The 23,703-nt window shown below is 40.1% G+C and carries 24 protein-coding genes, 1 tRNA gene and 1 pseudogene; 18 read left to right on the top strand and 8 right to left on the bottom strand.

The window, feature by feature from the left end:
• Positions 1 to 432: 432 nt before the first annotated feature.
• Positions 433 to 1,212: an enoyl-ACP reductase FabI gene (gene fabI, locus BMZ06_RS06315; protein ID WP_089751215.1), complete on the top strand. Its 780-nt coding sequence runs from the start codon at positions 433 to 435 to the stop codon at positions 1,210 to 1,212.
• A gap of 300 nt (positions 1,213 to 1,512) precedes the next feature.
• Complete coding sequence (locus BMZ06_RS06305; protein WP_089751211.1) at positions 1,513 to 2,046, top strand: CotO family spore coat protein; 534 nt, start codon at positions 1,513 to 1,515, stop codon at positions 2,044 to 2,046.
• Positions 2,047 to 2,088: 42 nt separating this feature from the next.
• On the opposite strand, the gene BMZ06_RS06300 is transcribed toward BMZ06_RS06305, so the two are convergent.
• The gene (locus BMZ06_RS06300) at positions 2,089 to 2,598 is read right to left on the bottom strand and encodes a CotY/CotZ family spore coat protein (RefSeq protein ID WP_089751209.1); all 510 of its coding nucleotides are present in this window, start codon (positions 2,596 to 2,598) and stop codon (positions 2,089 to 2,091) included.
• Positions 2,599 to 2,789: 191 nt separating this feature from the next.
• On the opposite strand from BMZ06_RS06300, the gene BMZ06_RS06295 reads away from it, so the two are divergent.
• From BMZ06_RS06295 to BMZ06_RS06275, 5 genes are all read left to right on the top strand, one after another.
• Complete coding sequence (locus BMZ06_RS06295) at positions 2,790 to 3,020, top strand: hypothetical protein (protein ID WP_089751207.1); 231 nt, start codon at positions 2,790 to 2,792, stop codon at positions 3,018 to 3,020.
• Positions 3,021 to 3,256: 236 nt separating this feature from the next.
• Positions 3,257 to 3,592 carry a DUF1360 domain-containing protein gene (locus tag BMZ06_RS06290; RefSeq protein ID WP_089751205.1) on the top strand — a complete coding sequence of 112 codons (336 nt, stop codon included), beginning with the start codon at positions 3,257 to 3,259 and terminating at the stop codon, positions 3,590 to 3,592.
• The gene (locus tag BMZ06_RS06285; protein WP_089751203.1) at positions 3,589 to 3,804 is read left to right on the top strand and encodes a hypothetical protein; all 216 of its coding nucleotides are present in this window, start codon (positions 3,589 to 3,591) and stop codon (positions 3,802 to 3,804) included. The genes BMZ06_RS06290 and BMZ06_RS06285 overlap by 4 nt, the downstream gene beginning before the upstream one ends.
• Before the next feature lie 69 nt (positions 3,805 to 3,873).
• Positions 3,874 to 4,176 (top strand): hypothetical protein, encoded by a 303-nt coding sequence (locus tag BMZ06_RS06280; RefSeq protein ID WP_089751200.1) that lies wholly within the window; start codon positions 3,874 to 3,876, stop codon positions 4,174 to 4,176.
• 22 nt (positions 4,177 to 4,198) lie between these two features.
• Complete coding sequence (locus BMZ06_RS06275) at positions 4,199 to 5,110, top strand: MBL fold metallo-hydrolase (protein ID WP_089751199.1); 912 nt, start codon at positions 4,199 to 4,201, stop codon at positions 5,108 to 5,110.
• Here the strand turns inward: BMZ06_RS06275 and BMZ06_RS06270 are convergent.
• From BMZ06_RS06270 to BMZ06_RS06255, 4 genes are all read right to left on the bottom strand, one after another.
• Positions 5,090 to 5,767, bottom strand: a complete 678-nt coding sequence (locus tag BMZ06_RS06270) for a DUF421 domain-containing protein (RefSeq protein WP_089751198.1) — start codon at positions 5,765 to 5,767, stop codon at positions 5,090 to 5,092. The two genes, BMZ06_RS06275 and BMZ06_RS06270, sit on opposite strands and share 21 nt — an antisense overlap.
• A 107-nt stretch (positions 5,768 to 5,874) precedes the next feature.
• On the bottom strand, positions 5,875 to 6,297 hold the full coding sequence (locus BMZ06_RS06265; RefSeq protein ID WP_089751197.1) for a GNAT family N-acetyltransferase: 423 nt from the start codon (positions 6,295 to 6,297) through the stop codon (positions 5,875 to 5,877).
• A 4-nt stretch (positions 6,298 to 6,301) separates the two neighbouring features.
• Positions 6,302 to 6,817 (bottom strand): 2'-5' RNA ligase family protein, encoded by a 516-nt coding sequence (locus tag BMZ06_RS06260; protein WP_089751196.1) that lies wholly within the window; start codon positions 6,815 to 6,817, stop codon positions 6,302 to 6,304.
• Positions 6,818 to 6,852: 35 nt separating this feature from the next.
• A complete protein-coding gene (locus BMZ06_RS06255) occupies positions 6,853 to 7,578 on the bottom strand; it encodes an alpha/beta hydrolase (RefSeq protein WP_089751194.1) in 726 nt (241 codons plus the stop codon).
• 242 nt (positions 7,579 to 7,820) lie between these two features.
• Between BMZ06_RS06255 and BMZ06_RS06250 the strand changes: the two genes are divergently transcribed.
• The 3 genes and pseudogenes from BMZ06_RS06250 to BMZ06_RS21260 form a co-directional block, all read left to right on the top strand.
• Positions 7,821 to 7,893: transfer RNA gene (locus BMZ06_RS06250), tRNA-Val, on the top strand.
• Between the two features lie 207 nt (positions 7,894 to 8,100).
• Complete coding sequence (locus BMZ06_RS06245) at positions 8,101 to 8,349, top strand: hypothetical protein (protein ID WP_089751192.1); 249 nt, start codon at positions 8,101 to 8,103, stop codon at positions 8,347 to 8,349.
• 12 nt (positions 8,350 to 8,361) lie between these two features.
• Positions 8,362 to 8,520 (top strand): annotated as a pseudogene (locus BMZ06_RS21260) (YolD-like family protein); the annotation flags it as partial.
• 101 nt (positions 8,521 to 8,621) lie between these two features.
• Here the strand turns inward: BMZ06_RS21260 and BMZ06_RS06235 are convergent.
• Entirely contained in the window at positions 8,622 to 9,560 is a 939-nt protein-coding gene (locus BMZ06_RS06235; RefSeq protein WP_245755961.1) for an LCP family glycopolymer transferase, read from the bottom strand.
• A gap of 11 nt (positions 9,561 to 9,571) precedes the next feature.
• A complete protein-coding gene (locus BMZ06_RS06230; protein WP_175477811.1) occupies positions 9,572 to 10,942 on the bottom strand; it encodes a glycosyltransferase family 2 protein in 1,371 nt (456 codons plus the stop codon).
• Positions 10,943 to 11,542: 600 nt separating this feature from the next.
• Here BMZ06_RS06230 and BMZ06_RS06225 point away from each other — a divergent pair.
• The 5 genes from BMZ06_RS06225 (at position 11,543) to BMZ06_RS06205 (ending at position 16,805) form a co-directional block, all read left to right on the top strand.
• A complete protein-coding gene (locus BMZ06_RS06225) occupies positions 11,543 to 12,001 on the top strand; it encodes a hemerythrin domain-containing protein (RefSeq protein WP_089751182.1) in 459 nt (152 codons plus the stop codon).
• A gap of 1,296 nt (positions 12,002 to 13,297) precedes the next feature.
• Entirely contained in the window at positions 13,298 to 14,470 is a 1,173-nt protein-coding gene (locus BMZ06_RS06220; RefSeq protein WP_089751181.1) for a matrixin family metalloprotease, read from the top strand.
• Between the two features lie 27 nt (positions 14,471 to 14,497).
• On the top strand, positions 14,498 to 14,770 hold the full coding sequence (locus BMZ06_RS06215; protein WP_089751179.1) for a hypothetical protein: 273 nt from the start codon (positions 14,498 to 14,500) through the stop codon (positions 14,768 to 14,770).
• A 17-nt stretch (positions 14,771 to 14,787) separates the two neighbouring features.
• Positions 14,788 to 15,141 (top strand): hypothetical protein, encoded by a 354-nt coding sequence (locus BMZ06_RS06210; RefSeq protein ID WP_089751177.1) that lies wholly within the window; start codon positions 14,788 to 14,790, stop codon positions 15,139 to 15,141.
• Positions 15,142 to 15,563: 422 nt separating this feature from the next.
• Positions 15,564 to 16,805, top strand: coding sequence for an Ltp family lipoprotein (locus BMZ06_RS06205; protein ID WP_089751176.1), 1,242 nt, complete (start codon positions 15,564 to 15,566; stop codon positions 16,803 to 16,805).
• Positions 16,806 to 17,419: 614 nt separating this feature from the next.
• On the opposite strand, the gene BMZ06_RS06195 is transcribed toward BMZ06_RS06205, so the two are convergent.
• Entirely contained in the window at positions 17,420 to 17,716 is a 297-nt protein-coding gene (locus BMZ06_RS06195; protein ID WP_089751173.1) for a hypothetical protein, read from the bottom strand.
• Between the two features lie 383 nt (positions 17,717 to 18,099).
• Here BMZ06_RS06195 and BMZ06_RS06190 point away from each other — a divergent pair, with 383 nt between their 5' ends.
• From BMZ06_RS06190 to BMZ06_RS06180, 3 genes are all read left to right on the top strand, one after another.
• On the top strand, positions 18,100 to 18,951 hold the full coding sequence (locus tag BMZ06_RS06190) for a DegV family protein (protein ID WP_089751171.1): 852 nt from the start codon (positions 18,100 to 18,102) through the stop codon (positions 18,949 to 18,951).
• 385 nt (positions 18,952 to 19,336) lie between these two features.
• The gene (locus tag BMZ06_RS06185; RefSeq protein WP_089751168.1) at positions 19,337 to 20,521 is read left to right on the top strand and encodes an MFS transporter; all 1,185 of its coding nucleotides are present in this window, start codon (positions 19,337 to 19,339) and stop codon (positions 20,519 to 20,521) included.
• Between the two features lie 489 nt (positions 20,522 to 21,010).
• Positions 21,011 to 23,557, top strand: a complete 2,547-nt coding sequence (locus BMZ06_RS06180; RefSeq protein WP_089751166.1) for a glycoside hydrolase family 31 protein — start codon at positions 21,011 to 21,013, stop codon at positions 23,555 to 23,557.
• Positions 23,558 to 23,703 lie beyond the last annotated feature (146 nt).

Below are 23,703 nucleotides of genomic sequence, written 5' to 3'. Positions count from 1 at the left end.
TTGTTTTATTACAAACAGAGGATAGATGGTTTTGGCAGGTAGGGATTGTAGTATTGATTATAGGTGTGATTTTAATAAAAAAAAGAAAGCATAAACGAGCGTTACTTTAAATAAAAGGGTAGCTTTAGTTACTTAACAAAACAGCTCTAACTTAATTAGAGAAGGTATATTCCTTGCGCTTGCGTTTTCAGTCGTAAAGGGGGATTAGGTTATATCCCACTACGTAGCGGGAAAAGAAAGTCTTGTAGAGGGAGAAATCGCTCGTTGGTTTAGCCCCGATCAAGATTACTCCTTTGGCATTACTGGGGCTGAATTGTAACAAGGAAGAGCTGCTTCAGTGGATAATTGTATTTTGTCATTTGATATAATAAAATAGGAGCAGGTACTAATAACAAATCCCAATTGTAGAAATCACCTCAAGGAGGGCATGGAATGAATTTATCATTAGAAGGACGCACCTATGTCGTAATGGGCGTAGCCAACAAACGGAGTATTGCGTGGGGCATCGCACGCTCTTTACATGAAGCAGGCGCGAGACTTATTTTTACTTATGCATCGGAACGTTTCGAGAAATCCGTTCGTGACCTGGCAGACACGCTTGAAGGGGAAAACAATTCCTTATTCTATGAATGCGACGTAACCAATGATGAAGCCATCATTCAAACGTTCGAAAATATTCAAAATGATGTAGGTGTCATTCATGGACTGGCTCACTGCATTGCTTTTGCCAACCGCGATGAGCTAAAGGATGAGTTCCTGAACACGAGCCGTGACGGATTCTTAACTGCTCACAATATCAGTTCTTATTCTCTTACCGCTGTGGCACGTGCCTCTAAGCCGCTGATGTCAGAGGGCGGAAGCATTATCACGATGACATACCTCGGCGGCGAGCAGGTTGTTCAGAACTATAATGTGATGGGTGTTGCTAAAGCGAGCCTTGATGCAAGCATGAAGTACTTAGCCAATGACTTAGGCAAGCACAACATTCGTGTGAACGCGATTTCCGCTGGTCCGATCCGTACGCTTTCCGCTAAAGGCGTAGGCGACTTTAACCAGATTCTGCAGGAAATTGAAGAACGTGCGCCGCTGCGCCGTCCCGTTACACAGGAAGAAGTCGGCGATACCGCTTATTATTTAATGAGTGATCTTTCCCGTGGCGTAACAGGAGAAGTTATTCACGTGGACTCCGGCTTTAACATTATCGGTTATTAATATATAAATCCCCGGACTCTTGAAAAAGAGTGCCGGGGATTTTTTTATTTCCACCAGTTCTTTCATGGACCGTTTTCAGTAGGATGTGTGGGGAAATAAAAGTTCCATTTCAATTGCCAATTGAAATAATTCAATCAGACTTTGAATATCATGGTTAGTAAGGTATTTATCTAGTGTCATTTTGTATAAATCTTTGTAAAAAAGGAAGAAATAACGTCGAACTTGGGCGATTGTGAACATGCTGTCCCAATCAAGCATATACATAAAACGATGACCCTATTTAAAAAGGAGAGATCCAGAATGGCTGAAAACACGGAAAACAAACGAATGGCAAAGCAACCGATGCTTTATATCGCCCAACCTAATTTCAAACCTGCAGAAGTTTCCATGCAGACCAGCTTTCGTACTCAGCGGAGTCAGTCTGCCTCAGCACCTGCTGAGCAGCCCGCTAAATCAGAGGCGCCCTCGACTTCTCTTCATGAAAAAGAACTGAGACTGAGAAATCAGAATAAAGCGGCACCCGCTGCCAGTCCACCAAAAGCGAAAGAAGAGGCACCTGCCGAGGAGTCAGAGAAGAAAGAACAGCCTGAATCTTCAAGAGATCGCAGACTTCGTTTCCATGAATTATCGCTAGAGGAGAAAGTGAACTACTTTTTCACGTTATCCCCGCACGTGCCAAAAATGAAGTGTGAGGTCACGACCCAAGACAATAAATACAGGGGCTATATTACGGACTATAAAGAAGGAATCGTCCACTTGAAGATTTTTCAGCGGCCCTTCCAGCAAGAGGTTCCGTTTAAAGACATAGTCGATATTCGATTAATCGGATTCTAAGAAAAAAAACCGCGCTATTTCAGCGCGGTTTTTGTTTGATTATTACAGTGCTGCTGTTGCAGGCAGGCAAGTTACGTGGCAGAAGCAGTTTAGATCTACTGTGATGCAGATGCCGGAAGCACGCAGGTTGCTGCAGTTTTGGTCAGCTGGAGATTTCGGATCAAATCCATGATGGTGATGATATCCATCGTGTGAGTCATCTGTTCCCCCTACATTTCCGTGATGATGATGGTCGGCGAACAATAGCTCAACTACTGCACATCCGTCGTCATCTACAGATTTAACTCGGAAGAAGAAGCTCCCTTTAATTTGGCAGTCATCTCCACTTTTTTTCGAACCGTATCCTTTAAAAGGTTTGCACCCATCTTTACAGTAAAGAATAACCGGAACTGTATCGAAGCCAGAACCTCCGCCTGTGTCGCCTAAAAGATCAGCGATGGACTGCTCACAGCTCGTCATGCATTCATGGATGACATCATTTTGAGCATCAACGATATCTTTAAGGATATCAATGACACAAGAGCCACTATCGAATTTTTTACCACAACTCATATTTATTTTCCCCTTTCCATACGAATTGACGTATTGTCTTTACTAGAATATGTTTTGACCCTTTGACGGTGTGGGCATTTGTCATCTTTCCTCAATTCTGTATGTTTTTTATTGAATAATGGGCATGTGACCATACTTCATCGAGACAAACGCATAGATTAACAGTGAATTCGAATAAGGAGATGAATAGCATGTCTGAGAAGAAAAAGGTCATTCGTGTAAAAGACCTTGTTATTGAAGCTGAAAACGTATTTATTGAACCTCAGCGTAAAGAACACCATGACCGGAAAGATCATCACGGCCGTAACGACCGTGTAGATCCATTTTTCGGAGGACGCCGTAGAAAAGATGAGGTAGCTGGTGAATCAAAAGATCGCCATGATGAGTCTTCCAGCAGCCGGGGCGGGTTTTCCTGGATTTAATCAAAAAAGTTCTTCAGCCACTACCGACGAGTGTAGTGGCTTTTTCTTTATGGTTTTGATTGCGAATCCTTCCATAATTAGGGCATTTTACTTCGATCGATTATGATTACTTTGTCTTACATGTTTCGAGCTACAAAGTAATCGAAACGGATTGTACAGTTAAGCGAGGTAGTTGAATAAATTAATGAATACAGCGATTTATCAGTGCCATGATTTTGAAAAAGGAGGGGTAAGAAATGGGGAGTATAACATGGTTGGAGTTGTTATTGCTCGGGCTTGCGAGCTTCCGGCTGACACGGCTGATTGTAGATGATCTGATTATGGAATGGCTGAGAAAGCCCTTCTTTCATACGAAAGTAATTGAGCAGGAAGATGGGAAGAAGGAAGAATGGGAAATACCGAACGGTTGGATCGGGGAGGGGCTGAGTTGTCACTGGTGTGTCGGTGTTTGGTCGGCGCTCATTAATTTTCTTCTATATTATTATATTCCTTTTGGTTATTTTCTGGTGCTGATCCTGGCGATTGCCGGTTTACAATCGATTTTCTATAAATGGAGTGAAAAGCTCTCATGAGTGAGAAAAAAGATAAAACAATCTTTGAAGTTTTACAGGAAATCAATGTGGAAACGTCGAAAAACTATGGAATCATTAAACAGCCTGAGAAGAAATTCCAGGGATGGGACCAGGACATTCAAGCCTGGGACCGCCGGTTTTCCAAACGGATGACGGATATGGAACGCTTCTTAAATAAGCAAATGGGTAAAGTCGAACGTTTTTTTGAATAAAGGATGCGTAAGGGAGGTATATCAGGGTTGGAAAAAGGGTATGGGTCTATAAACGAGGAGGAGTTATAGATGGGGTATATATTGCCGATTAACCATTATCAATATAAGGATTATCACGATCGTACGATCCAGACCGAACGCTCTCCTTTTATGCTGGAACAAATTTTTAAAACGACACTCGATAACAGGCTGAAGCAGCAGGAGCAATCGCGGGAAGAGGACCGGCTTGAATATCAGGAAATGAGCCGAAAGCTTTTTACTCCTAAAGATATGCATGCCGTAAAGAGCCCGTGGCAACCAGCCAAACCAGCTCATGAAAAAGTATATTCCGATGTAACAGGAAAAGGGAAACACTTTAGCGAAAGTATTTAGAAAAGCTAAAGGAGTTGATCGTGTGTCTTTTCATTCCATTAATGACCACTGCTATTACTATAGCGGTTCCGTGAATATCGGATACATCCACAAAGGAACAGACGGCCTGCTGATTGATGCCGGCCTGGACCGTTCCTCTATAAAGAAGGTGCTCAAGGAGCTGAGCGAACGCGAGCTTCCATTGACGCACCTTTTTATTACGCATGCCCACGCGGATCATTACGGCGGAGCGGCTTATATCCAGCAGAATTACGATGTTTATACGATCGCCCCCGCCTTTGAAGAAGCCGTGCTGAAGTACCCCGGTCTTGAACCTCTGTATTTGTTCGGGGGCAATGATCCGTTAGAAGAACTGCAGAATAAGTTCCTGCAGGGCCCCGCGATTACAATTGATGAAGTGATCGAGGAGGGGACGTTTCAAGCCGGAGCCATTGAAGGAAAAACCTATCTCCTGCCGGGACACAGCTATCATCAGCTTGCCCTTCGTGCTCACGGTATTCTCTACGCAGCGGACAGTTATTTTGGAGTCGATACTTTACATAAGCATAAAATTCCTTACAATTCCGATGCCGATCGAACACTCAAGAGCCTGAATCGTTTACTGACGATTTCGTGCGATGGCTATGTACCCGGCCACGGAGAGCTGGAAGAGGACGCGTCGGCTACCATTCAAACCAATATCGATTATCACGAGGATATTCTCGATACGATGGAAGACTGTATTCAGGCACACGAAAAAGGGGTCAGTCATGAAGAACTCGTTGCCGCCATGTGTGATCACTACGGGGTGAAAGCTCCTCAACTGTCCCAGTGGTTATTGTACCGGACAGCCGTTACGGCGTATGCGATTGCTTTAGTGAAGCAGGGAAGGGCGATCCATCAGATTCAGGATCACCGCTTCGTTTTTACCGCATTAGAAGCCGATCAAAAATAGCTTCGGCTCGCCTTCTTTATATTCTGCGAAAAGGACGTCCTCTGGCGAGTTAAAATTCTGCGACTGCAGCTGCCTTTTCAGCCAGGCTTCATTCTGGCCGATTTCCTCCAGGCTGTCCCAGATGACTTCACCGTCACTGATCAATGTACGTGGAAGTGGAACGGCTTGCGGCGACAGGTTCATGTCCCCCCGGGTTACGCTCTGATACTGAGAAGCTTTTAACACCGAAACGGTACCGTCTGTTTCGAGCACTGCGTACTGCACTTCCTGCACCGAAAATACGTCTTTCGCGCGCAGCAGGTGCTGCAATTGATTGATATCCAGCTTGCTTTTTTTTAGCTGCTTACGGTCGATGTCCCCTTTATAAATGATCAGGGAAGGCCGGCCCTCCAGCAGCCCGCGGGTCGATTTATATTTTTCCGTGATGATTTCAGTAACATATATGAGAACGCCCCACAAAATCACCGCAAAGCCAATATCAACGACGCCGACTTCCTTATCATACAAGGCATTTCCAACAAGCTCTCCCAATACGAGGGCAGCGATAAAGTCGAACGCGGTGATTTGCGTGATTTGTGTTTTTCCTAATACTTTTGTGAGAATAAATAAGGCCAGGAAACCGAATAAAGTTTCCACGGTAATTTGAAGATATTCCATGTAAGATCACAGTCCTCGTATAATTGTATATTCCTCATTGTGGACAAAAAGGATAAGATATAAACCAAAAAAACTGCCGACCCAATGGGGATCGACAGTTTTTTGGTTTATAAGGTTTTTGTCATCGTGACGTGAGGAATACCCGCATCCATAAATTCTTCGGAGACGGTTTCATAGCCCAATGATTGATAGAAAGCTTCCGCATGCGTCTGCGCATTCAGCTTCGAGGCTTGATACGTATGATCTTTAATAAGGGATTCCATAAACAGGATCATCTCTTTGCCATACTTTTTGCCTCGAAAAGGACGCTTCACGCAGATACGCTCAAGTTTTCCGTAATTGCCGACAAATCGAAGACGGGCGGCAGCTACAGGCTCATCCTGCTCATAGCCGACGAGGTGAAGGGCGGTATCATCGTGTTCATCGATTTCTAGATCCTCAGGCACGTTCTGTTCATCAACAAAAACGACGCGTCTTACGTGAAACGCGTCGTCCTTCTCTTGTGGACTTACAACTTGTCTTATTTCCATTCGTTTACCCCTCCCCGAGACGGAAGGTTTCGTACACACTCCAGGCACCGTTCTCCAGCTGATAAAGAAGCTGGAAGCGACCGATGTTGTCCTGAATATCAAATTTGTTCATGCTTAAGCTGCCGTATACATCGAAAAACTCATCATCCGATAGCTTCTGGGCAATCGTAATGTGAGGTACGAATTTAAAATCTTTCTTATCCGGCAGGCTTCCTGTATGAAGCTTTTCATTTAAATCGAAAATCTCTTCTGATGGCTCAACTTTCAGGTAAATCGTATTCGTTACTGGAGAAAACGAACTCACTTTGTAGATTCCGTAGGAAAAAGGCTCGGTGTTTTTTGCAATTTGTTTTAATTCAGGAATGATTTTTTCCTCAATCTCATCTTCTTCCGCATCGAATGGTTCTTTCAGGGTAATATGCGGCGGAATCAAAGCATAGTGCGGGTCATAGCGTTTACGATAAGAATTCGCGACATCTTGAACTTTTTTTGATGGAAATACTGCAATACCGTATCTCATGGAAAATACCCCTCCTGATTGTTATTTCAAATCTTTTATTCACCAAAGATGGTTAACAAAGCGCGTTTGAAATCCTTCTGCCACGTGCCCCACGTATGATCGCCTTCAAGCTCGTGGAACGTATAGCTGCACGGACGTCCGGTTAAGTAGTTGTTTAAGTCACGGTTCGGCTGCAGGAAGTTCTTCCTTGCACCTTCCGTCGTCTCCACATCATACTCTTGATCACCAATCGTGTGGTAAATCGTCAGAGAGGACATATCTTTTGATGACTTAATCACTTCAAACACGTGTTCATCCACATAAGGGCTCTGCATAATTACATTGCCAAAAACATTCGGAAACTTCACCGCTGTCATGAAAGAAACCGTTCCAGCAAGCGAATCCCCGACAAGCGTTCGACCACTGCCCATATGATACCCCGGCAGCTCTTCATCTAGGAACGGAACCACTTCGCGGATGAGGAAATTCACATATCCCGCCTGTTTCTTCCCGTCCGGATGATATTTATCCTGTCGATCGTACTTGTCCCTATAATGAATACCGATAAAAATGGTATTCTCAATCTTTCCTTCACCGTGCAGCTCATCACTAAGCGTAGCCGCACGTCCCAGCTGGAAATAATCGTTACCATCTTGCATAATACAGAAATGGTACTTATACAAGGGGGAGAAATTTTCTGGGGTGTACACTTTTAGTGTCATTTCTTCATCTAGATAGCGGCTATTAATTGTATATTCAGTCATGGATCCTTTTCTACCCAACCCGATTACCTCCTAACATGCAAATAAGCTCCTATCAGAATTCCCGCTGCCTTCTGTACATAAACGTACCATAACTATTTTATCATATAATTATGTAAAAAGTGGAGAAGACGAAGAAAGCGCTTGATAAATAGGATATTTTGAGGATATTTACACGCTCTTCACAAAAAATTAAAATTCTGTTGACACGAATTCGGTTACGTTGTATATTATTAGTTGTCAGACGACATCTTACTACATACGATTCCGTAGCTCAGCTGGGAGAGCGCCACCTTGACAGGGTGGAGGTCGTTGGTTCGAGCCCAATCGGAATCATCCATACAAAGTGCCGGAGTGGCGCAGTTTCTCATCCAGAGAGAGGCTGCGTCATTTCTTTTATTTTTTAGGAATAGTGGACCAAAGGATTTCTTTGGTTCATTATGAGTGAATTTTTATAGCTATTTTTTTTGAAAAATTACGAACGAATTAGCTTCCTTTATAGTAGCCCCTACTTACAATTATGTTGAAAAGGGAGGGGTACGAGTGAAAAGGCAATCTTTATCTGGAGTTATATTGTTTACTGTTTTATTTTTAGCATCCTGCATGGAGCGTGCAGGTGAGAATCAGCAAAGACTTGAAATGATCTATGTGTCATCGAACGGGGAAATGTCTCAAAGGATAATCCGTATTATAAATGGAGGGTGTAGTGTAATGGATAATCGAAATCGAGACGGAGTAACGATTAAGTGGACTTCACTTATGCTGCTTGAACCTGTGGAAATGATTAGGTAACTATGGAAAGAGGAAGATCGAATTGATCCTCCGGTCAATGATGAACAAAAGATTGAGGAAATGAGTATTATTCTTCAAAGGGCTATGAGTGATGGTTTTTCAGTAGGGGTTCAATATCATAATGGATTTGATTTTAATACCTTTCAGCAAAGGTTACCCGAATTGACGTAAGCAACAGAATAATTGGATTTAATGATCAAAAAAATAAAAAAGATATCATCATTAAATTTGATGATATCTTCAATGTTACTGTTTAGTGATCTCTAAAGAGGTTAAGCTCCATTTTTATCTTTTTTTAACTCTAAATGCTTCCTTAAAGTTTTGGAAAGCGTTTGTAGTTTTTCTTTATCAGGTAAATAATAATACGTATTATCCATATTACCATCTTTGCCTGAAATTTCATGCTGGTTTACTGTCTCAAGAGCATTTTTATAATTTGATTGAATATTCCAGATCTCTTCCAAACTAAGGTTAGTTCGTACATGATCTCCAACTACTTCTAATATTTCTTTATGTCTTGTTATAGAAGTTAAACTTGTACCTTTGTCCATTATCCCTTTAATCACTTTCCTCTGTCTTTTTTGCCGTCCAAGGTCCCCACGAGGGTCCTTGTGGCGCATACGAGAATAATTTACTGCTTCATCCCCATTTAAATGGATGATCCCTTTCTTAAATTCATCGCGTCTATAAGTGAATCCCAAGTGATTGTTTACCTTTACACCATCAACAGCATTAATCATATCTTCTAATCCTTTCATATCCAATCTAATAAAATAATCAACTGGGGTATTAAGGAAGTTTTCAACTGTACGTACAGTCATTTTTGTTCCTCCAAATGCAAAGGAGTGGTTGATTTTGTCTTTCTCTCCTCTTCCAATGATCTCCGTATATGTATCTCGTGGAATACTTACCATATGAGTTGATTTTTTCTTGGGATTTACTGTTAATAATATTAAAGCATCCGCTCGCTGATTTGTATCCTGTTTACTACCAGGTTCGTCAATACCCATTAATAAAACTGACAATGGATCTTTTTCCTTAAAGTTAATCCCTTCTAATCTTTTCTCAGTTTCTTTCCTGTCAATGTCCTCTTGGATATCTGCAAACGTAGAGGTAACTATCTTCCATCCATAACTTCCAGCCGCGACGGTGGTTACACAGATACAAGTTAAAAAGATAAGAAGTAATTTTTTCCATTTCACTTTTTTCATACTATGCAACCTCACTTAACCATTTTTTCTTGTGATACTGAATCAATTTCGTAATTTCTGCCTGTACGGGAAACTTTCTTCCAATCCCTATTAAAGAAATAAGCAATGCTGCCATACATCACAATATACATGGTCACAAAACGATGGATAAATACATCGAAAATTACAGTATTCAAAAGTCGGATGGTATCTCCCTTACTAAATATGAACCCGTAGCTTTTTACTTGTTTTATGGCAAGTAAATTATAAATAAAATTAAACAAGAAAATATATGCTAAATAAACGACCACAAAACCCAAAAATACAAACGCTATATTTAGAAATGCGTTAACAATAAAAAAACCTGCTGATATATAGGCAGCAAGTATACCCACAAAAAAGGATTCAACTATGTAAAAAAAGGAAACTGCTCTTGAAAGTACAGTTTTACCAAGGAAGGAACGAAAATGCACAAGGCAGTCCATGTAAGACTTTTGCCAGCGTATTCGTTGTTTAAAAAGATCTTTCCAAGTTTCAGGTAACTCGGTATAACTGATCGCATTTGTTATCAGTAACACTTTTTTACTTTTCTCCTTAGCTATATAACGGTGGATTTTTAAAGTAATATCAATATCCTCTCCGATAGAGGATCGGTAACCCCCAACGTTAATCAAAGCATCTTTTTTAAAAATACCAAATGCACCAGATATTATGGCGAGAGCCCGAAAGCGAGCTAAGGATAATTTTGTTACATAGAAGGCCTTTAGGAAATCTAGCATTTGAACTCGTACAAGTATGTTAGTACCTGTTAACGAAAGATTTCTTAAAGGGTTTGTTGACTTAGTCTGAAGCGCATGAACCATTCCACCTGCTGCGATAACATTTGGATCTAAAAACTTTTCATTCACTACTTCCAAAGCTGGAGGTGTTAATACTGTGTCTGCGTCTAAGGTGACTACTAGTTCTTTTTCGGCATACTCAATCCCAACATTCAAAGCATCTGCTTTTCCTCCATTTACTTTATTGACAACATATATATTGGGGTAAAGCTTGGATCGGAAAACGCCTACTACTTCCTTGTGTGATAATTTCTCTAATGATGGTTTCAGGGATTGTTGTAGATCTAAATGATGTTGTAAAAGTTTAAAGGTTTCATCTGAAGACCCGTCATTAACATAAATAACTTCGTAATTTGGATATGCTAGGGCTATCATGCTATTTATTGAGGTTTCAATAATCCCGTCTTCATTATAAGAAGGAATTAAAATGCTAATTCCTTTTTTCTCATCTAAATAATTTGATACATTTTCATCATCTTCATTAAAAAATGGCAAACAATGGAGTATATGAAGTAAAGGGAAAAATAGACACAGGCAAAAAAAGATGGTTAGAAATAATTCCATGTAACGACTCCTTTTCATAAGGCTATTGTTACATATCGGCCAAATATAAAGTAATTTCAAGAGTCTGAAATAAAACCGTACTAAGGTACCAGAAAAATTTACCTATAATTAAAAAATTTACATAATTTAATTCATGCGACACGAACAATGAATAAACTCGTCATAATTACGAGAACCCCGCTTGGGGCAGAAATGGTGAATCCATGGGCGGTATGATTGTAAGTTGTCCTCAAATTCTGTAATGGACGATGTTTTGAAGTGACAACAGAATATTGACTGGGTTACTTATACTCTAATTAAGTAATAGGGAAAAGCCTCTCGCAAAGCTTATAAATTTTGCAAGAGGCTTTCTTTGTATCATTTGCATTAGGCTTTGATTATCTTATAGAAATCCATCTGTCAATTTTATTTATTACATATATAATGAAAATACAAACTTTATTTTCTTTTGATTATATGGGCATGAATCTTGTTGTGGTGTGTATACCGATTAAAGTGATTAACACCATATTGACTTTTGTCATCTAAACAGGCATTTTTTACTGGCTTTCTCCCACTTGCCTAATGGTCTTGAGAATGATTATCGAATGGAGGATGGACATGAAAAGACACGAAGCTTTAATCCCTCTTTCCCACCACCACCATCACGCTTTAGTGATGGCCCTTGAAATGAAAAAAGCAGGGACAGAAAAAAGCGAAAAGAACTATAAGCAATTAATAAGGGAAATGATTGTGTTTTGGAAAGAAGATGGCCAGGCCCACTTTAGGGATGAGGAGGATATTCTATTGCCGGTTTATCTCGAATATGCTGAACAACCTAATGAAAGCTTGGTTAAACAGATACTATATCAACATGCGCAAATTAGAAGTCTGATTCGTCATCTGCGAGAAAGCCCAAATACGTCCTATGATAAAGTTAATGAATTAGGCAAATTACTGGATGAGCACGTACGGACGGAAGAAAGAGAATTGTTCCCATTGATTGAAGAAGCAGTACCCGATAAATACCTTTATGAAGCAAAAGGTGGTTTTCATAGAGATTCGTCAAGTGGAAATTAAGACGTATTTGCAAGTGTTCCGCTGCCAGCAGACCTCAATACGAAACAAATAATCTCAAAACTTTAAACTTGTGTGGTTTATATGAAATATTACCATATTATATCGACTCCATCTTCGGGCTAAGTGAAATATGGTTTTGCTTCGTCTTTGCTTCATATTAACTTATTTTATTTTGTAGAGGCTACATTATAATGAAGAAACTTGGAATTTAAGGTTATAGCCCCTTGAGGGCAGAAAATGGGGCAGAATTTCATTATTACTGAGCCATTTTTATTTGTTTGATTTTGTTTTAATCATAAAGAACGTTGATTTAATAGTGTTTTGTTATGCCTCATCTTGTGCAATCATACCCGTCCCAACAGCCTTCTAAGTTGTTGATTGTAAACTGTTATATTTAGTGGACAGAAGCGGACCATTTGTGGTCCAAACCCATCAAATTTCATATAAAATGGTCCCATTCATTTCTATAGAGCTTTTATAAAAGCAGATATAATAGTATTCATTACAAGATTCTCTGAAACGTTTATACAAAGACATTCACTTTGACAGCTTGGAGGTCGTTGGTTCGAGCCCAATCTGAATCATCCATACAAAGTGCGAAGGCGTTATGATCCGTATCCAGAGCGGGTGGTAGCGTCCTTTTCTGTTTTGATAACTTTTTTCGCGAACTTCCGAAGACTACTAGATGGGTTGCGCTCTTAGTTTTCATTCAGCAAGCAAGTTTTTTCCGCAATTATACGGAGTGAGCTTGTTTTTTTGTGTTTAGATGAATTATTTCAAACGTTCATTTCGATCAAATCGGCAAAGGTATCCGTAACGCGTAAAGTGACGGCAATATACGATACACTTAGAAAAATTCAAACGGAAAAAAGTGTGCTGATACGTTGACTTGTTCGAACCAACGACCTCTATTGATATTTGACTAATATACATAACGTAACAATATAAGATTAATAAGTAAGAGTGAAAAAAAAGAAATAAAGTAGTTATTGAAGGAATATGGAAAGATTTATCGAATTATTTTGCTATTAAGTCGTTAATTCTTTTGAGATAAGGAGGTCAGTAGGCGGTCATAAAGTCAACGTTTCGTAAATCTTGGATTTCAGGTTTTTATAAAATTATGGATGACAGAACAGTCGAGTAAAGGAAGGTTAATCTCATTCTTAACGTGTACAAGAATGGAAGTTAAGCAACCGTTTACCAGTAGACTGTTCTTTTTTTATCTTTATCAAGCTAAACCTTTTCTTAATGTTCATTGCTTTAGACAAGGTTCATAAGGAGGTAGGGTGACGTTCCATGGATAAAATAAATTCGCAATTCTTAAGCATGGGAGACCAGGATCGTAAAGTTATTTACCTTAAGAAATACCTGAAAAAGTTCGGTTACTATCATTCTTGTCCTTGTCTTGAAGAAGCATTCTGCAAACATGTCGATGAATCTGTGAAGGATTATCAGTTGTATTTTGGATTGTCTATCACGGGAAAATTAGATGAACCCACTATTACTCAGATGCAAAAGCCGAGGTGTGGACTGCCTGATTTGTTACCTGGGGAAGATGTTCGTGAGAAAGTAAACGATTATAGCCTAAGTGGTGGTAAATGGGAAAATACCAACATCAGGTATTTTTTTCAGAATGGAACGGGGGATATTTCTGGGACTAGAGAATGGGACATTATGCGGCAAGCCATGGATCGTTGGGCTGAAGTTACGCCTTTAACATTTACACAAGTGACGACGGAAGCGGAAGCTGATATTCGATTTTTATGGGCGACAGGAAGTCATGGAGATGACGATCCATTTGATGGCTTTGGAAATGTACTTGCTCACGCTTTCTATCCACCCCCTGTAAATTCACGTCCTACAGCTGGTGATGTTCACTTTGATAACGATGAAAAATGGGATACAGAGGACGGTGGATTTTGGTGGTGGAGGCGACGTGATCTTCTTACTGTAGCTATTCATGAAGTCGGCCACGCCCTTGGTCTGGCTCACTCCACCATAGGTAACGCGATTATGTGGCCTTCTTATGAAGGGGAAAGGAGAACTTTGCATTCAGATGATATTGAAGGGATACAGGCGCTTTATGGTTCACCAGTCAGGCCCGCCGGTTCAAGGTTCGCAGAAGCAAGTATGTGGGCATTAAAGAGCACAGGAGGGTACGGAACAATTTCGATTGACTTAGGACGCCCAAGGCGATTTGTCGCATGGGGGATCATCACCATGATGGATTCCCTATCAGATTTAGATAGAGATAACGCTGTCGTTGCAGAGGTGTTTCAAGTTGATGGAATAGAAACATGGAAAGCTGTATCTGGCGGTGATCACTGGGGTGCTGCCGGTAATTCCTCTAATGTACACCAAGGAGCGTATGTTGGTTTTGGACAAACTATTACTTTTAGGATTCGTTCCATGCACCCTAATGATATGGAAGCTTACGGTGTGGGGTCAGTTATGGTACTTGATGAGTGATAGACAAACCTAGAAAGGAAAATGCCGATGTTAGTTTATATGATCTATGATAAAAGCAATGGAGAAATCGTACACATGCATCGTAATGTAGATATTAATGGAAGAAGCTACACGTGTACAGAAGAAGAAATTCAACGTATGATACCTCCTCATATTGATCAAAAATCTGTCGGCTTTATTTCAGCTGAACTTGAACAACCTCCTTCAGGAAGACAAGTGAAAATGAGTGTAGATGTTACGAAAAATACGCTTATTAAGACATTCATCGATAAAGATGCACCTATTGGAAAGAAGGAATAAAAGTCAGGAGGTTGAATATGGACGCATATGAAATTAGTATGTGGGGATTGAAAAATCATGGCGGAAGCAACACAGTAACTATTGATCTCGGACGGAACAGAAGCTTTCTTGCTTGGGCATCCGTAACAATGATTGATTCACTTAATGATTTTGATGCGGACAATGCTGTTGTTGCAGAGGTGTTTCAGGTTGATGGAGTCGAAACATGGAAGGCAGTATATGGAGGAGAACACTGGGGTTCTGCCGGAAATTCTTCCAATGTTCACCAGGGAGCTTACGTAGGATACGGCCGAAGAATCACCTTTCGGATAAGGTCGGTTCATTCAAGTGATTTAGATTCATATGGTATGGGTGTAGTAGTAGCTCAATAAATGAAAAATAAGTATATTGGAATGACTAGCGGACTGAATAAATATGACTGTCAGTCTTATTTATTCAGTCTTGCACCTATGAGACCAATCGTCTGTATAGCAGGAATTGGCATTTTCTCATACATAAAATTTAAAATTCAGCTATTTTCTAAAAGCCTCTCACAAGTTCGCTACATTTTTGGGTGGCTTTTTCTTACATGTTTTCAGTAATAGACGCGTAAATTCTAATACACATCTTATGTGAGCAGTATTTAGAAGTTCGCAATGTTCAGAGTTTTGAACGTTACTAAAGATTCTTCCTTGTATAACCGTATTTTTCCAATGAATTCGTCCTCTGGTTACACTTTTGCTTGGAAAAGTATGGCCTTTGGTATGATATTATAGAACTAGGTATTTAAAACTAAATAAGGGGAGATTGATCAGTGGAAACATTCTTAATGATTCTAATGTCAATGGCTTTAGCAGGTATGGTAGTCTTTGTTGTTTTAGCTTTCGTGAAAGGTAAAGATAACAGACGCGGGAATTTTGCTAAATCAGGTGCTTGCCTGTTCTTATTTCTAGCCTTGGCAATGATTATAGGATCTGAGGATGAAGCTTTCCAAACCTTTTTAGGAATCTTGATGTTAACAGCTTTTGTAAGTGCGGTAGTCTTTGCAATCTTAGCTTTAGTAAAAGGTAAAGGTTACAGGCTCAGAAACTTTGCTAAATCAGGTAGTTGCCTGTTCGTACTTCTAGTCATAGCACTGATTGGAGGATCGATAGGTGAAGAAACACCTATTGATCAAGAGGTTACAACTGAAGCTTCCGCAGAAGCTGAAGAGAAGGCTGAACAGGAAGAGGAAGTAAAGAAAGCAGAGGAACAAGCAAAGAAAGAGCAAGAGGCTGAAGAACAGGCGGTAAAAGAAGAGGAAGAGCGTAAAGCCAGAGAAGAACAAGAAGCAAAAGAAGCTGAGGAACAAGCGAAGAAAGAAGAAGAGGAACGAATAGCAAAAGAAGAGGAAGAGCGCAAAGCCAGAGAAGAACAAGAGGCAAAAGAGGCTGAGGAACAAGCGAAAAAAGAAGAAGAGGAACGAATAGCAAAAGAAGAGGAAGAGCGTAAAGCCAGAGAAGAGCAAGAAGCAAAAGAGGCTGAGGAACAAGCGAAAAAAGAAGAAGAGGAACGAATAGCAAAAGAAGAGGAAGAGCGTAAAGCCAGAGAAGAACAAGAAGCTAAAAAAGCTGAAGAAGCCAGTGGAACTGTTTCTCAGGAACAGGCGGTTAAAGTGGCTCAAGACTATCTTGATTACACGGCGTTCTCTAAATCGGGATTGATCGATCAATTAAAGTATGAGGGTTTTACCACAGAAGATGGCACCTATGCCGTAGAAAACATCACGGTTGATTGGCAAGAGCAGGCGGTTAAGATGGCTCAAAACTATCTTGATTACACAGCATTCTCTAAAACAGGATTGGTCGATCAATTAGAGTATGAAGGTTTTAGTACGAAAGATGCCACCTATGGAGTAGAAAACATCACAGTTGATTGGCAAGAGCAGGCGGTTAAAATGGCTCAAAATTATCTTGATTACACTTCTTTTTCAAGACAAGGTTTAATTGAACAATTAACGTACGAGGGATTCAGCACTGAACATGCGACCTACGCTGTAAGCCAGGTTGGTTTGTGAAAGATAACGGGAGCAGCAAATAGGTTGCTCCCGTTATCTTTCGGTCTGTGTTTTGTGTAATCCAACAGCCTTCTAAGTTGTTGGTCAATTTACTATAGCGCTGCCAAGTTGTTGCCCGAACCCAATTATTATCATCTGTATAAAGTGCAAAGGGTTATGCTCCGTATCCAAAGTCGGTGGTAGATTTTGTTTGGCTCGGGAATGTTAACAAATTTCCCGAGGATTTCTCGCAGGTTTGGCATATAAAGTAAAACTTCTAAAAAAACTTTTTGAAAATAGTATTTATGATTTGGATGGGAAAAGTTGAAGTGTTAGACTTAGGTCATCTTTGAACCTTTCATGATTGCAATGGGCATGCCCCCTGCGAAAGATTATTCAAAGATGTGGCCTCACCTTCAATTAAAGGGTGAGGCTTTTTCTTTTGAAAATATAGATAAATATTAACCTTCAAGAGCCCCGCCTTCCGCAAAGGTACCGCTCTTATCCAGGTAGTAACGTACATGTATGCAGCGTTAGGGAAAGGTTTCATTCTCCTTATTAATGTAATCGTAAAATCTGGGCTCCCTCTAATATGTGAGTAAGAAAGTCACTGGCTATGTAGGGCCAGTGACTTTCTATTTCTCTGTTATGTTATAGGTATCTCTCTGTCTCTTCTTTACGACATAATTCATAGTCCCCAGGTCCTTTTTCTTCATTCTTCCGTTTATTGTTAGATCGTTCGTCTTATGGCGAAAAAACTCTCGTGCTCCATTGTATGTAGTGTACCAGCGTTTACCAATTAGTGAAAAACCTCCATATTCGTTCTCTGAGATCTTTATGGGTCGGAAACACGTGCCAAACACTTCATCTTCCCATTCAAGGATCCCTAATATTCCTAGTTCATCCGTCCACATATTGCATAATTTTTTCAATACTGCTCCCCCTCTAAAAATGGGTTATTTACCAAAAACCAGTCCTTAACTTGTGATTTGTTTGTTTACTAAAGTTTATTTGTTGTACCAAATTATCACTCCTCGCGCTATTAGTATTAACTTCCTATTATTCCACAATTTTCTGTAAAATTCCACAATTGGAAAATAAATTAGACAGAAAAATCCTAATCTTGAGGGAAGGCCTTCCGTTAAATGAGAGAGAAAAGAGTAGCAGATTTTCACCCTGCAGTAATAATCAAATCTCGAAGGTGCAATAAAAGTACGGCAAATAATAGTTATCACAATGCGATTTTCTCATGTATAGTTAAAATATAATGCAGGAAGAGTAGACGGGGAACTAAATATTCCAAGGGGGAGTTAGAATGCGAAGGATTATCTTATCGACCGAAAGCGGTGCCGACTTACCCAATGAGTTAGCTGACAAATACGATATTCAAGTAGTTCCTATGCACATCATTATGGATGGAAAGGATTATTTAGATGGATCTTTACCGGTCCAGGAGATATATGACTATTACGAACGTACGAAGAAAATACCCTCTACGACCTCCACCAATGCTCATGAGTATCAAAAGTTTTTTGCAACGATAAGAGAAAAATTCCCGGAGTGCATCATTATTCATATTGGTTATACATCAAAAGCGTCTTCTTCTTTTCAAAATGCTGTCATTGCCAGGGAAGAATTTGAAGACATTTATCTCATTGATGCTCTGAACGTTACCGGAGGATTAGCTGCGATTGTTTTGTATGCCGCTAAAATTTTAGAAAAAGAACCTAACATTGAACCGGAACACTTCGTTGAAAAAATAGAGGAAATCGTTCCTAAAGCAAGGCTTGCTTTCATCCCAGGCAGCCTGGAGTTTCTTAAAGCGGGAGGACGAGTAAGCAATACGGCTTCTCTAATTGGAACTCTGTTAAAAATAAAGCCATGCATAGAGTTGAAGGATGGAAAGCTTATGTCTACAAAGAAGTACCGCGGGAAAATGACTAGAGCTACTGAAAAACTCTTCCGTGATTACTTAAATGAATTCAACATCGATAAAGAGCAGCTTTATTTTATCTACTCGATCGGACTCGATGAAAGAATCAAAGAGCGGATGGATGAAGTTGCAAAAGACAACGGATTCCAAAATATAAGATGGATCCAGGCAGGCGGCATGATTTCGACGCATTCTGGAGCCGGGGGCTTTGGGGTAGCGGGATTAGAGGAATAGGACGGGCTGGACTAGGAGTGGATTCAGAAAAAATTGAAGCAGTCTTAAAGGAATGAAGAACATCAAGCAGATAGCTGCAGAGCGATAGATATGTCCCTGCTTACCTTGTCCATAAATAATTTAAGTCATATAATGAAAAAAGATCTTATACATAAAGGAGGGAAAATCATGCATACGTTCACGTTAGACATCAAAAGTGAGAGTAAATATCTTCTTTATATGATGTCTATTATTGGAATTTCAGCCGTCCTCGGGACAAGTGTGTCCTTTTTTAGCTGAAATTTCATAGATGTGAACGTATGGATGAACTCCTGAAAATAGCGAAGAGAGACGCACGGGAGTGGTTTCCGTGTGGTTTTTTATGTATAAGAGAGGACGAAATTAAATGTTTAAAACAAAACGTAATATTTACATGCTGTATGGGTATATATTTTTTGCTCAGTTATTTTTTGACCGTGCCCTGTGGGTAATTTATCTTGGCGACAGAGGAATGACGTTTGGTCAAATTGGTTTATTAGAAGCGTTTCTACACTTGGCGATTGTTCTATTTGAGGTACCTACAGGGATGATTGCAGATTTGTATGGTAGAAAAGCGAGTCTCTTGATTGGAAATTTGTTCAGCATTCTTTACGGACTGTTCATGTTGATTAGCGGAACATTTTCCATGTTTTCGCTGGCTTTTTTATCAATGGGGCTGATGATCACTTTCCATTCAGGCGCTGAGCAGGCATTTGCTTACGACGCCTTGAAAAATGAAAACCGTGAGAAGGAGTACACAAAAGTAATAGGAACGATGACGGCTATTGCCCTGTTGTCACTCAGCTTCGCCAAATTTCTTGGCGGTTTTATGGCGGACATCAGCTGGGAATGGGTGTATGGCTCAACCATCTTCACGCACGTTCTTGCATTAATTCCGCTTTTTTTATTGAAGGAGCCGGAACGTGAAAAGACAGAAGATGTCGCAGGTCGCTGGTATAACCAGTGGGTGCATCAGTTTAAATTGGGAGTGAATGTATGGAGGAGTAATCCGGTCATTCACCAGCCCGTGGTGCTGTTTATCCTGGCAAGTGCCGTGATGGTAATTATTGTTTTTTACGGTCAGGAGTATTTCATTCAGTTAGGTTACTCTTCTGTTGTTGTAGGCGCCGTCTTTACGGTAGAAGGGCTCCTTGGAGTCGTGATGGCGAAGATTGCTTATAAGGTCGAAGAACGGTTTAAGTTCTTCAATATTTTGTATTATGGCATAGGGCTTTTTCTATTATTTTTCACGCTATTTATTTTTGCCACGGACTGGGCGATTCTTTTATCATTCCTTTTTCTTGCCCAGCTGTTGAGTCTGTTTGAGCCAATCTTCAGCTCATTTGTGCAAAACTTCTTGAAAAGTAATGTCAGATCCACTTTCTTTTCGTTGATTGGGTTAATGGAGAGCTTTGTGATCATGATCAGCTTTCCGTTATTCGGATTTGCGATTGAGCGTACGGGATTTACCGATGGTTTTGCGGGTTTGCTTCTTATATTCGCCACGATTGCCGGGGGATACATGATTGTTCATAGGTTTGTTAAGAATTAATATATGGAGCTTCTCATAGTGAGGAGCTCTTTTTTGTACTCTTCATAGGAGTTAAAGGCATAGAAGAAAGGATAAGGAAAGCTTAAGAGAGGTTTCCTTTTTAGCTTTGGGTAGGAAGGGACCAGGGGTAAGTCCTTCTATATTTTAGTGGATATAGTTGAATAAGTTAAGAGTTAACTATAGTACGAATTTTTATATTAAATTTCTGTAGTAATAAATAGGAACACTTCTCCTATTTTCAGAAAAGCAAAGCTTTCACCTACTTGTCACACCCAAAAAAAACGTGAGCATAAAGTTTTATTTTCATTTTTTTGTAATCCTTCTACTTTATGTAAATAACCGTTTTCATCCTTACCACTGTAGAGTGTCTGATTCTATGGGCCCCCTTCATCTCAATCATCTTCTGCTATTGTAAACATGTATATACATGTTTACAGTAAGAGACGGGCAACTGATTGCCACAAAATAGAAGTAGAGGTGAATATTTTCATGCACAAACCATCTAAAAATGTATCCCGCCTGATTGCTACCACCGCAATTGCAGCGACAGTTTTCTCAGCACAAGCCCCAAACGTATTAGCTGTCACACAACCTCACCCCGACAAAGAACTGAGTCAAGAAGCAGTTCAGGAACAACTTGTAGTTGAAGACGTGAAACAGCTAGATAATGGTGTCATGCTGGACCTTTCTTCAGACCAGCAGGCTTTTATTCGTCTTTTCTCTGAAGACATGGCTAAAGTATCGATTCTCAAAGAGGGAGAAGAAGAGTATTTCTCTGAAGCGATTAAGAAAAAAGATTGGGCTGCACCTGAGTTTGACCTTTCTCAAGCAGACAATGAAATTACCCTTTCCACTAAAGAAATCACGATAAAGATTAAAAAAGAGCCTTTCGGAATCAAGTTTCTTGATAAAGAAGGCAACGTTATTAACGAAGACTACATGCAAAACGGCGCCGGTTATGATGGTGAAAAACCATATGTATATAAGAAAACGGATAAAGACGAAGCCTTCTACGGTTTTGGCGAGCAGGGCGGACTGGAATTAAATCAGCGTGGAGAAAGTATCGGTATGTTTAATACAGACGCTTATGCCTACCAGCCAGACACAAAATACTTATACACTTCCATACCATTCTTTATGGGTTTGAAAGATGAAAAAGCTTATGGAATTTTCTTTGATAATACAAACCGCTCTTATTTTGAAATGGCCAGCGAAAGTGATGATTACTATTATTTCTACGCTGACGATGGAAAGCTGAATTATTACTTTATGTATGGCCCAGAAATTGAAGATGTATTAGACCAATATACGGAACTAACGGGTAAAATGGATAAACCCGCAAAATGGTCTTTAGGATTGCATCAATCCAAATGGGAGTATACCGCGGAGGATATTGAGCGAGTAGCAGAAACATACCGTGAAAAAGAAATTCCACTGGATACTATGCACTTTGATATTGATTATATGGATGAATATCGTGTATTCACTTGGGCTGATAAATTTGGAAGTGAAGCTCTGCATCAAAAGCTTGATAATATGAATTTTCACAAGATCACCATTAATGATCCTGCCGTCAAGAAGGATCCTGGTTACTTTATGTATGACGAGGGAACTGCAAATGATTACTGGGCGAAGAATCCAGATGGTACCAATTTTGTAGGTGAAGTTTGGCCGGGTGATTCCATGTTCCCCGACTTTTCCAAAGAAGAAGTCCGGGAGTGGTGGGCAAGCAAACATGATGTCTTGTTTGATAAAGGCATCGACGGCGTATGGAACGATATGAACGAGCCAGCTGTTTTTGACGGACCTTATCACACCATGCCATTAGACGTTACTTTTGGTGAAGATGAAAATCAACGGAGTCATGCTGAATATCATAATCTTTATGGACACGATGAAGCGGAAGCTACATATAAAGCTTTTGAAATGTACAAACCAAACACACGTCCATTCGTACTCACACGTGATATGTTCGCCGGCTCCCAGCGATATGCTGCACTATGGACAGGCGACAACGTCAGTGAATGGGACCACCTGCAGATGTCCATACCAATGAATACAAATATCGGACTCTCTGGAGTTCCGTTCGTGGGTAATGACATTGGCGGATTTGCCGGACGTCCAGACGCTGAAATGTTTGCACGTTGGATTGAAGTCGGTGCATTCCTTCCGTTCTCCCGTATTCATTATGATAGTGATAAGAAAGCCGCCGTTAAACAAGGACAAGAACCATGGTCCTTTGGTGAGGAAGTTGAAGATATCAGTAAGAAGTACATCGAAATGCGTTATAAACTGATGCCTTACCTTTACAATACGTTCATTGAAGCATCGGAAGACGGAACTCCTGTACAGCAACCACTCGTGTATCAGTTCCAAGAAGACGAGAACACGTATAACATAAGTGATCAGTTCATGTTCGGTGAATCGATGATGATAGCTCCTGTTATTAAAGAAGGACAAACAGAGCGTGATGTCTATCTACCTGAAGGCGAAACATGGGTGGACTACTGGACAGGTGAAGAATTTAAAGGTGGACAAACGATTCACACAGAAGCCGAACTCTCGCACTTACCTATTTACGTAAAGAAAGATTCAATGATTCCAACACGTGAAGTACAACAGTACACAGGTGAAAAACCGATGGAGAACCTAGTATTCGATACCTATCTTGAAGAAGAAGCGACCTATTCCTTCTACGAAGATGATGGTGCCACTCTTGATCATAAAGATGGAGAATACAACATTACAAATTTCAAAGTAGAACGTAAAGGTAAACACATAGAGTTTACTAACAAAAATGAAGTGACAGGTTATGATACTGAAATAGAATCATATACACTTAAGCTGAATGGCGAGAATGCTCCTAAGAAAATTAAAGCAGCTCGTTCAAAATATAAAGAGGTAGATTCCATTAAGGAAGTTAAAGAAAACCAGGAAACCTATTTCTATAATGAAGAAGACGAAACATTGTATGTTAATGTTCCAGCTGATGAAGATAAAAAAGTGAAGATTCAATTCAAGGGTAAGAAAAAATAACTTATTATAGTTGAGGCTGACAGGGGTGCCTGTCGGCCATCATTTTCTTTCATTCTAATAACCTAATTGTCCATAGGCTTTTAAAGAGTTGGTATAGGGAGCTTCTCATTATTGAGGAGCTCCTTTTCTTGTGTGCTGTGTGGATG

This window comes from Halobacillus alkaliphilus, assembly GCF_900113125.1.
GTDB lineage: Bacteria > Bacillota > Bacilli > Bacillales > Halobacillaceae > Halobacillus > Halobacillus alkaliphilus.
The sequence above is the reverse complement of the archived record's forward strand: the minus strand, read 5'-3'. Positions and strand labels throughout refer to the sequence as shown.

Excerpts from the sequence above, each read along its gene's own strand:
- BMZ06_RS06295 (WP_089751207.1), top strand. The coding sequence starts at position 2,790 with ATGTCTGAGAAGAAAAAGGTCATTCGTGTAAAAGACCTTGTTATTGAA.
- BMZ06_RS06285 (WP_089751203.1), top strand. The coding sequence starts at position 3,589 with ATGAGTGAGAAAAAAGATAAAACAATCTTTGAAGTTTTACAGGAAATC.
- BMZ06_RS06265 (WP_089751197.1), bottom strand. The coding sequence starts at position 6,297 with ATGGAAATAAGACAAGTTGTAAGTCCACAAGAGAAGGACGACGCGTTT.
- BMZ06_RS06215 (WP_089751179.1), top strand. The coding sequence starts at position 14,498 with ATGTTAGTTTATATGATCTATGATAAAAGCAATGGAGAAATCGTACAC.
- BMZ06_RS06260 (WP_089751196.1), bottom strand. The coding sequence starts at position 6,817 with ATGAGATACGGTATTGCAGTATTTCCATCAAAAAAAGTTCAAGATGTC.
- BMZ06_RS06235 (WP_245755961.1), bottom strand. The coding sequence starts at position 9,560 with ATGAAAAAAGTGAAATGGAAAAAATTACTTCTTATCTTTTTAACTTGT.
- BMZ06_RS06185 (WP_089751168.1), top strand. The coding sequence starts at position 19,337 with ATGTTTAAAACAAAACGTAATATTTACATGCTGTATGGGTATATATTT.
- BMZ06_RS06230 (WP_175477811.1), bottom strand. The coding sequence starts at position 10,942 with ATGGAATTATTTCTAACCATCTTTTTTTGCCTGTGTCTATTTTTCCCT.
- BMZ06_RS06270 (WP_089751198.1), bottom strand. The coding sequence starts at position 5,767 with ATGGAATATCTTCAAATTACCGTGGAAACTTTATTCGGTTTCCTGGCC.
- BMZ06_RS06210 (WP_089751177.1), top strand. The coding sequence starts at position 14,788 with ATGGACGCATATGAAATTAGTATGTGGGGATTGAAAAATCATGGCGGA.
- BMZ06_RS06190 (WP_089751171.1), top strand. The coding sequence starts at position 18,100 with ATGCGAAGGATTATCTTATCGACCGAAAGCGGTGCCGACTTACCCAAT.
- BMZ06_RS06300 (WP_089751209.1), bottom strand. The coding sequence starts at position 2,598 with ATGAGTTGTGGTAAAAAATTCGATAGTGGCTCTTGTGTCATTGATATC.
- BMZ06_RS06225 (WP_089751182.1), top strand. The coding sequence starts at position 11,543 with ATGAAAAGACACGAAGCTTTAATCCCTCTTTCCCACCACCACCATCAC.
- BMZ06_RS06220 (WP_089751181.1), top strand. The coding sequence starts at position 13,298 with ATGGATAAAATAAATTCGCAATTCTTAAGCATGGGAGACCAGGATCGT.
- fabI (WP_089751215.1), top strand. The coding sequence starts at position 433 with ATGAATTTATCATTAGAAGGACGCACCTATGTCGTAATGGGCGTAGCC.
- BMZ06_RS06290 (WP_089751205.1), top strand. The coding sequence starts at position 3,257 with ATGGGGAGTATAACATGGTTGGAGTTGTTATTGCTCGGGCTTGCGAGC.
- BMZ06_RS06305 (WP_089751211.1), top strand. The coding sequence starts at position 1,513 with ATGGCTGAAAACACGGAAAACAAACGAATGGCAAAGCAACCGATGCTT.
- BMZ06_RS06280 (WP_089751200.1), top strand. The coding sequence starts at position 3,874 with ATGGGGTATATATTGCCGATTAACCATTATCAATATAAGGATTATCAC.
- BMZ06_RS06180 (WP_089751166.1), top strand. The coding sequence starts at position 21,011 with ATGCACAAACCATCTAAAAATGTATCCCGCCTGATTGCTACCACCGCA.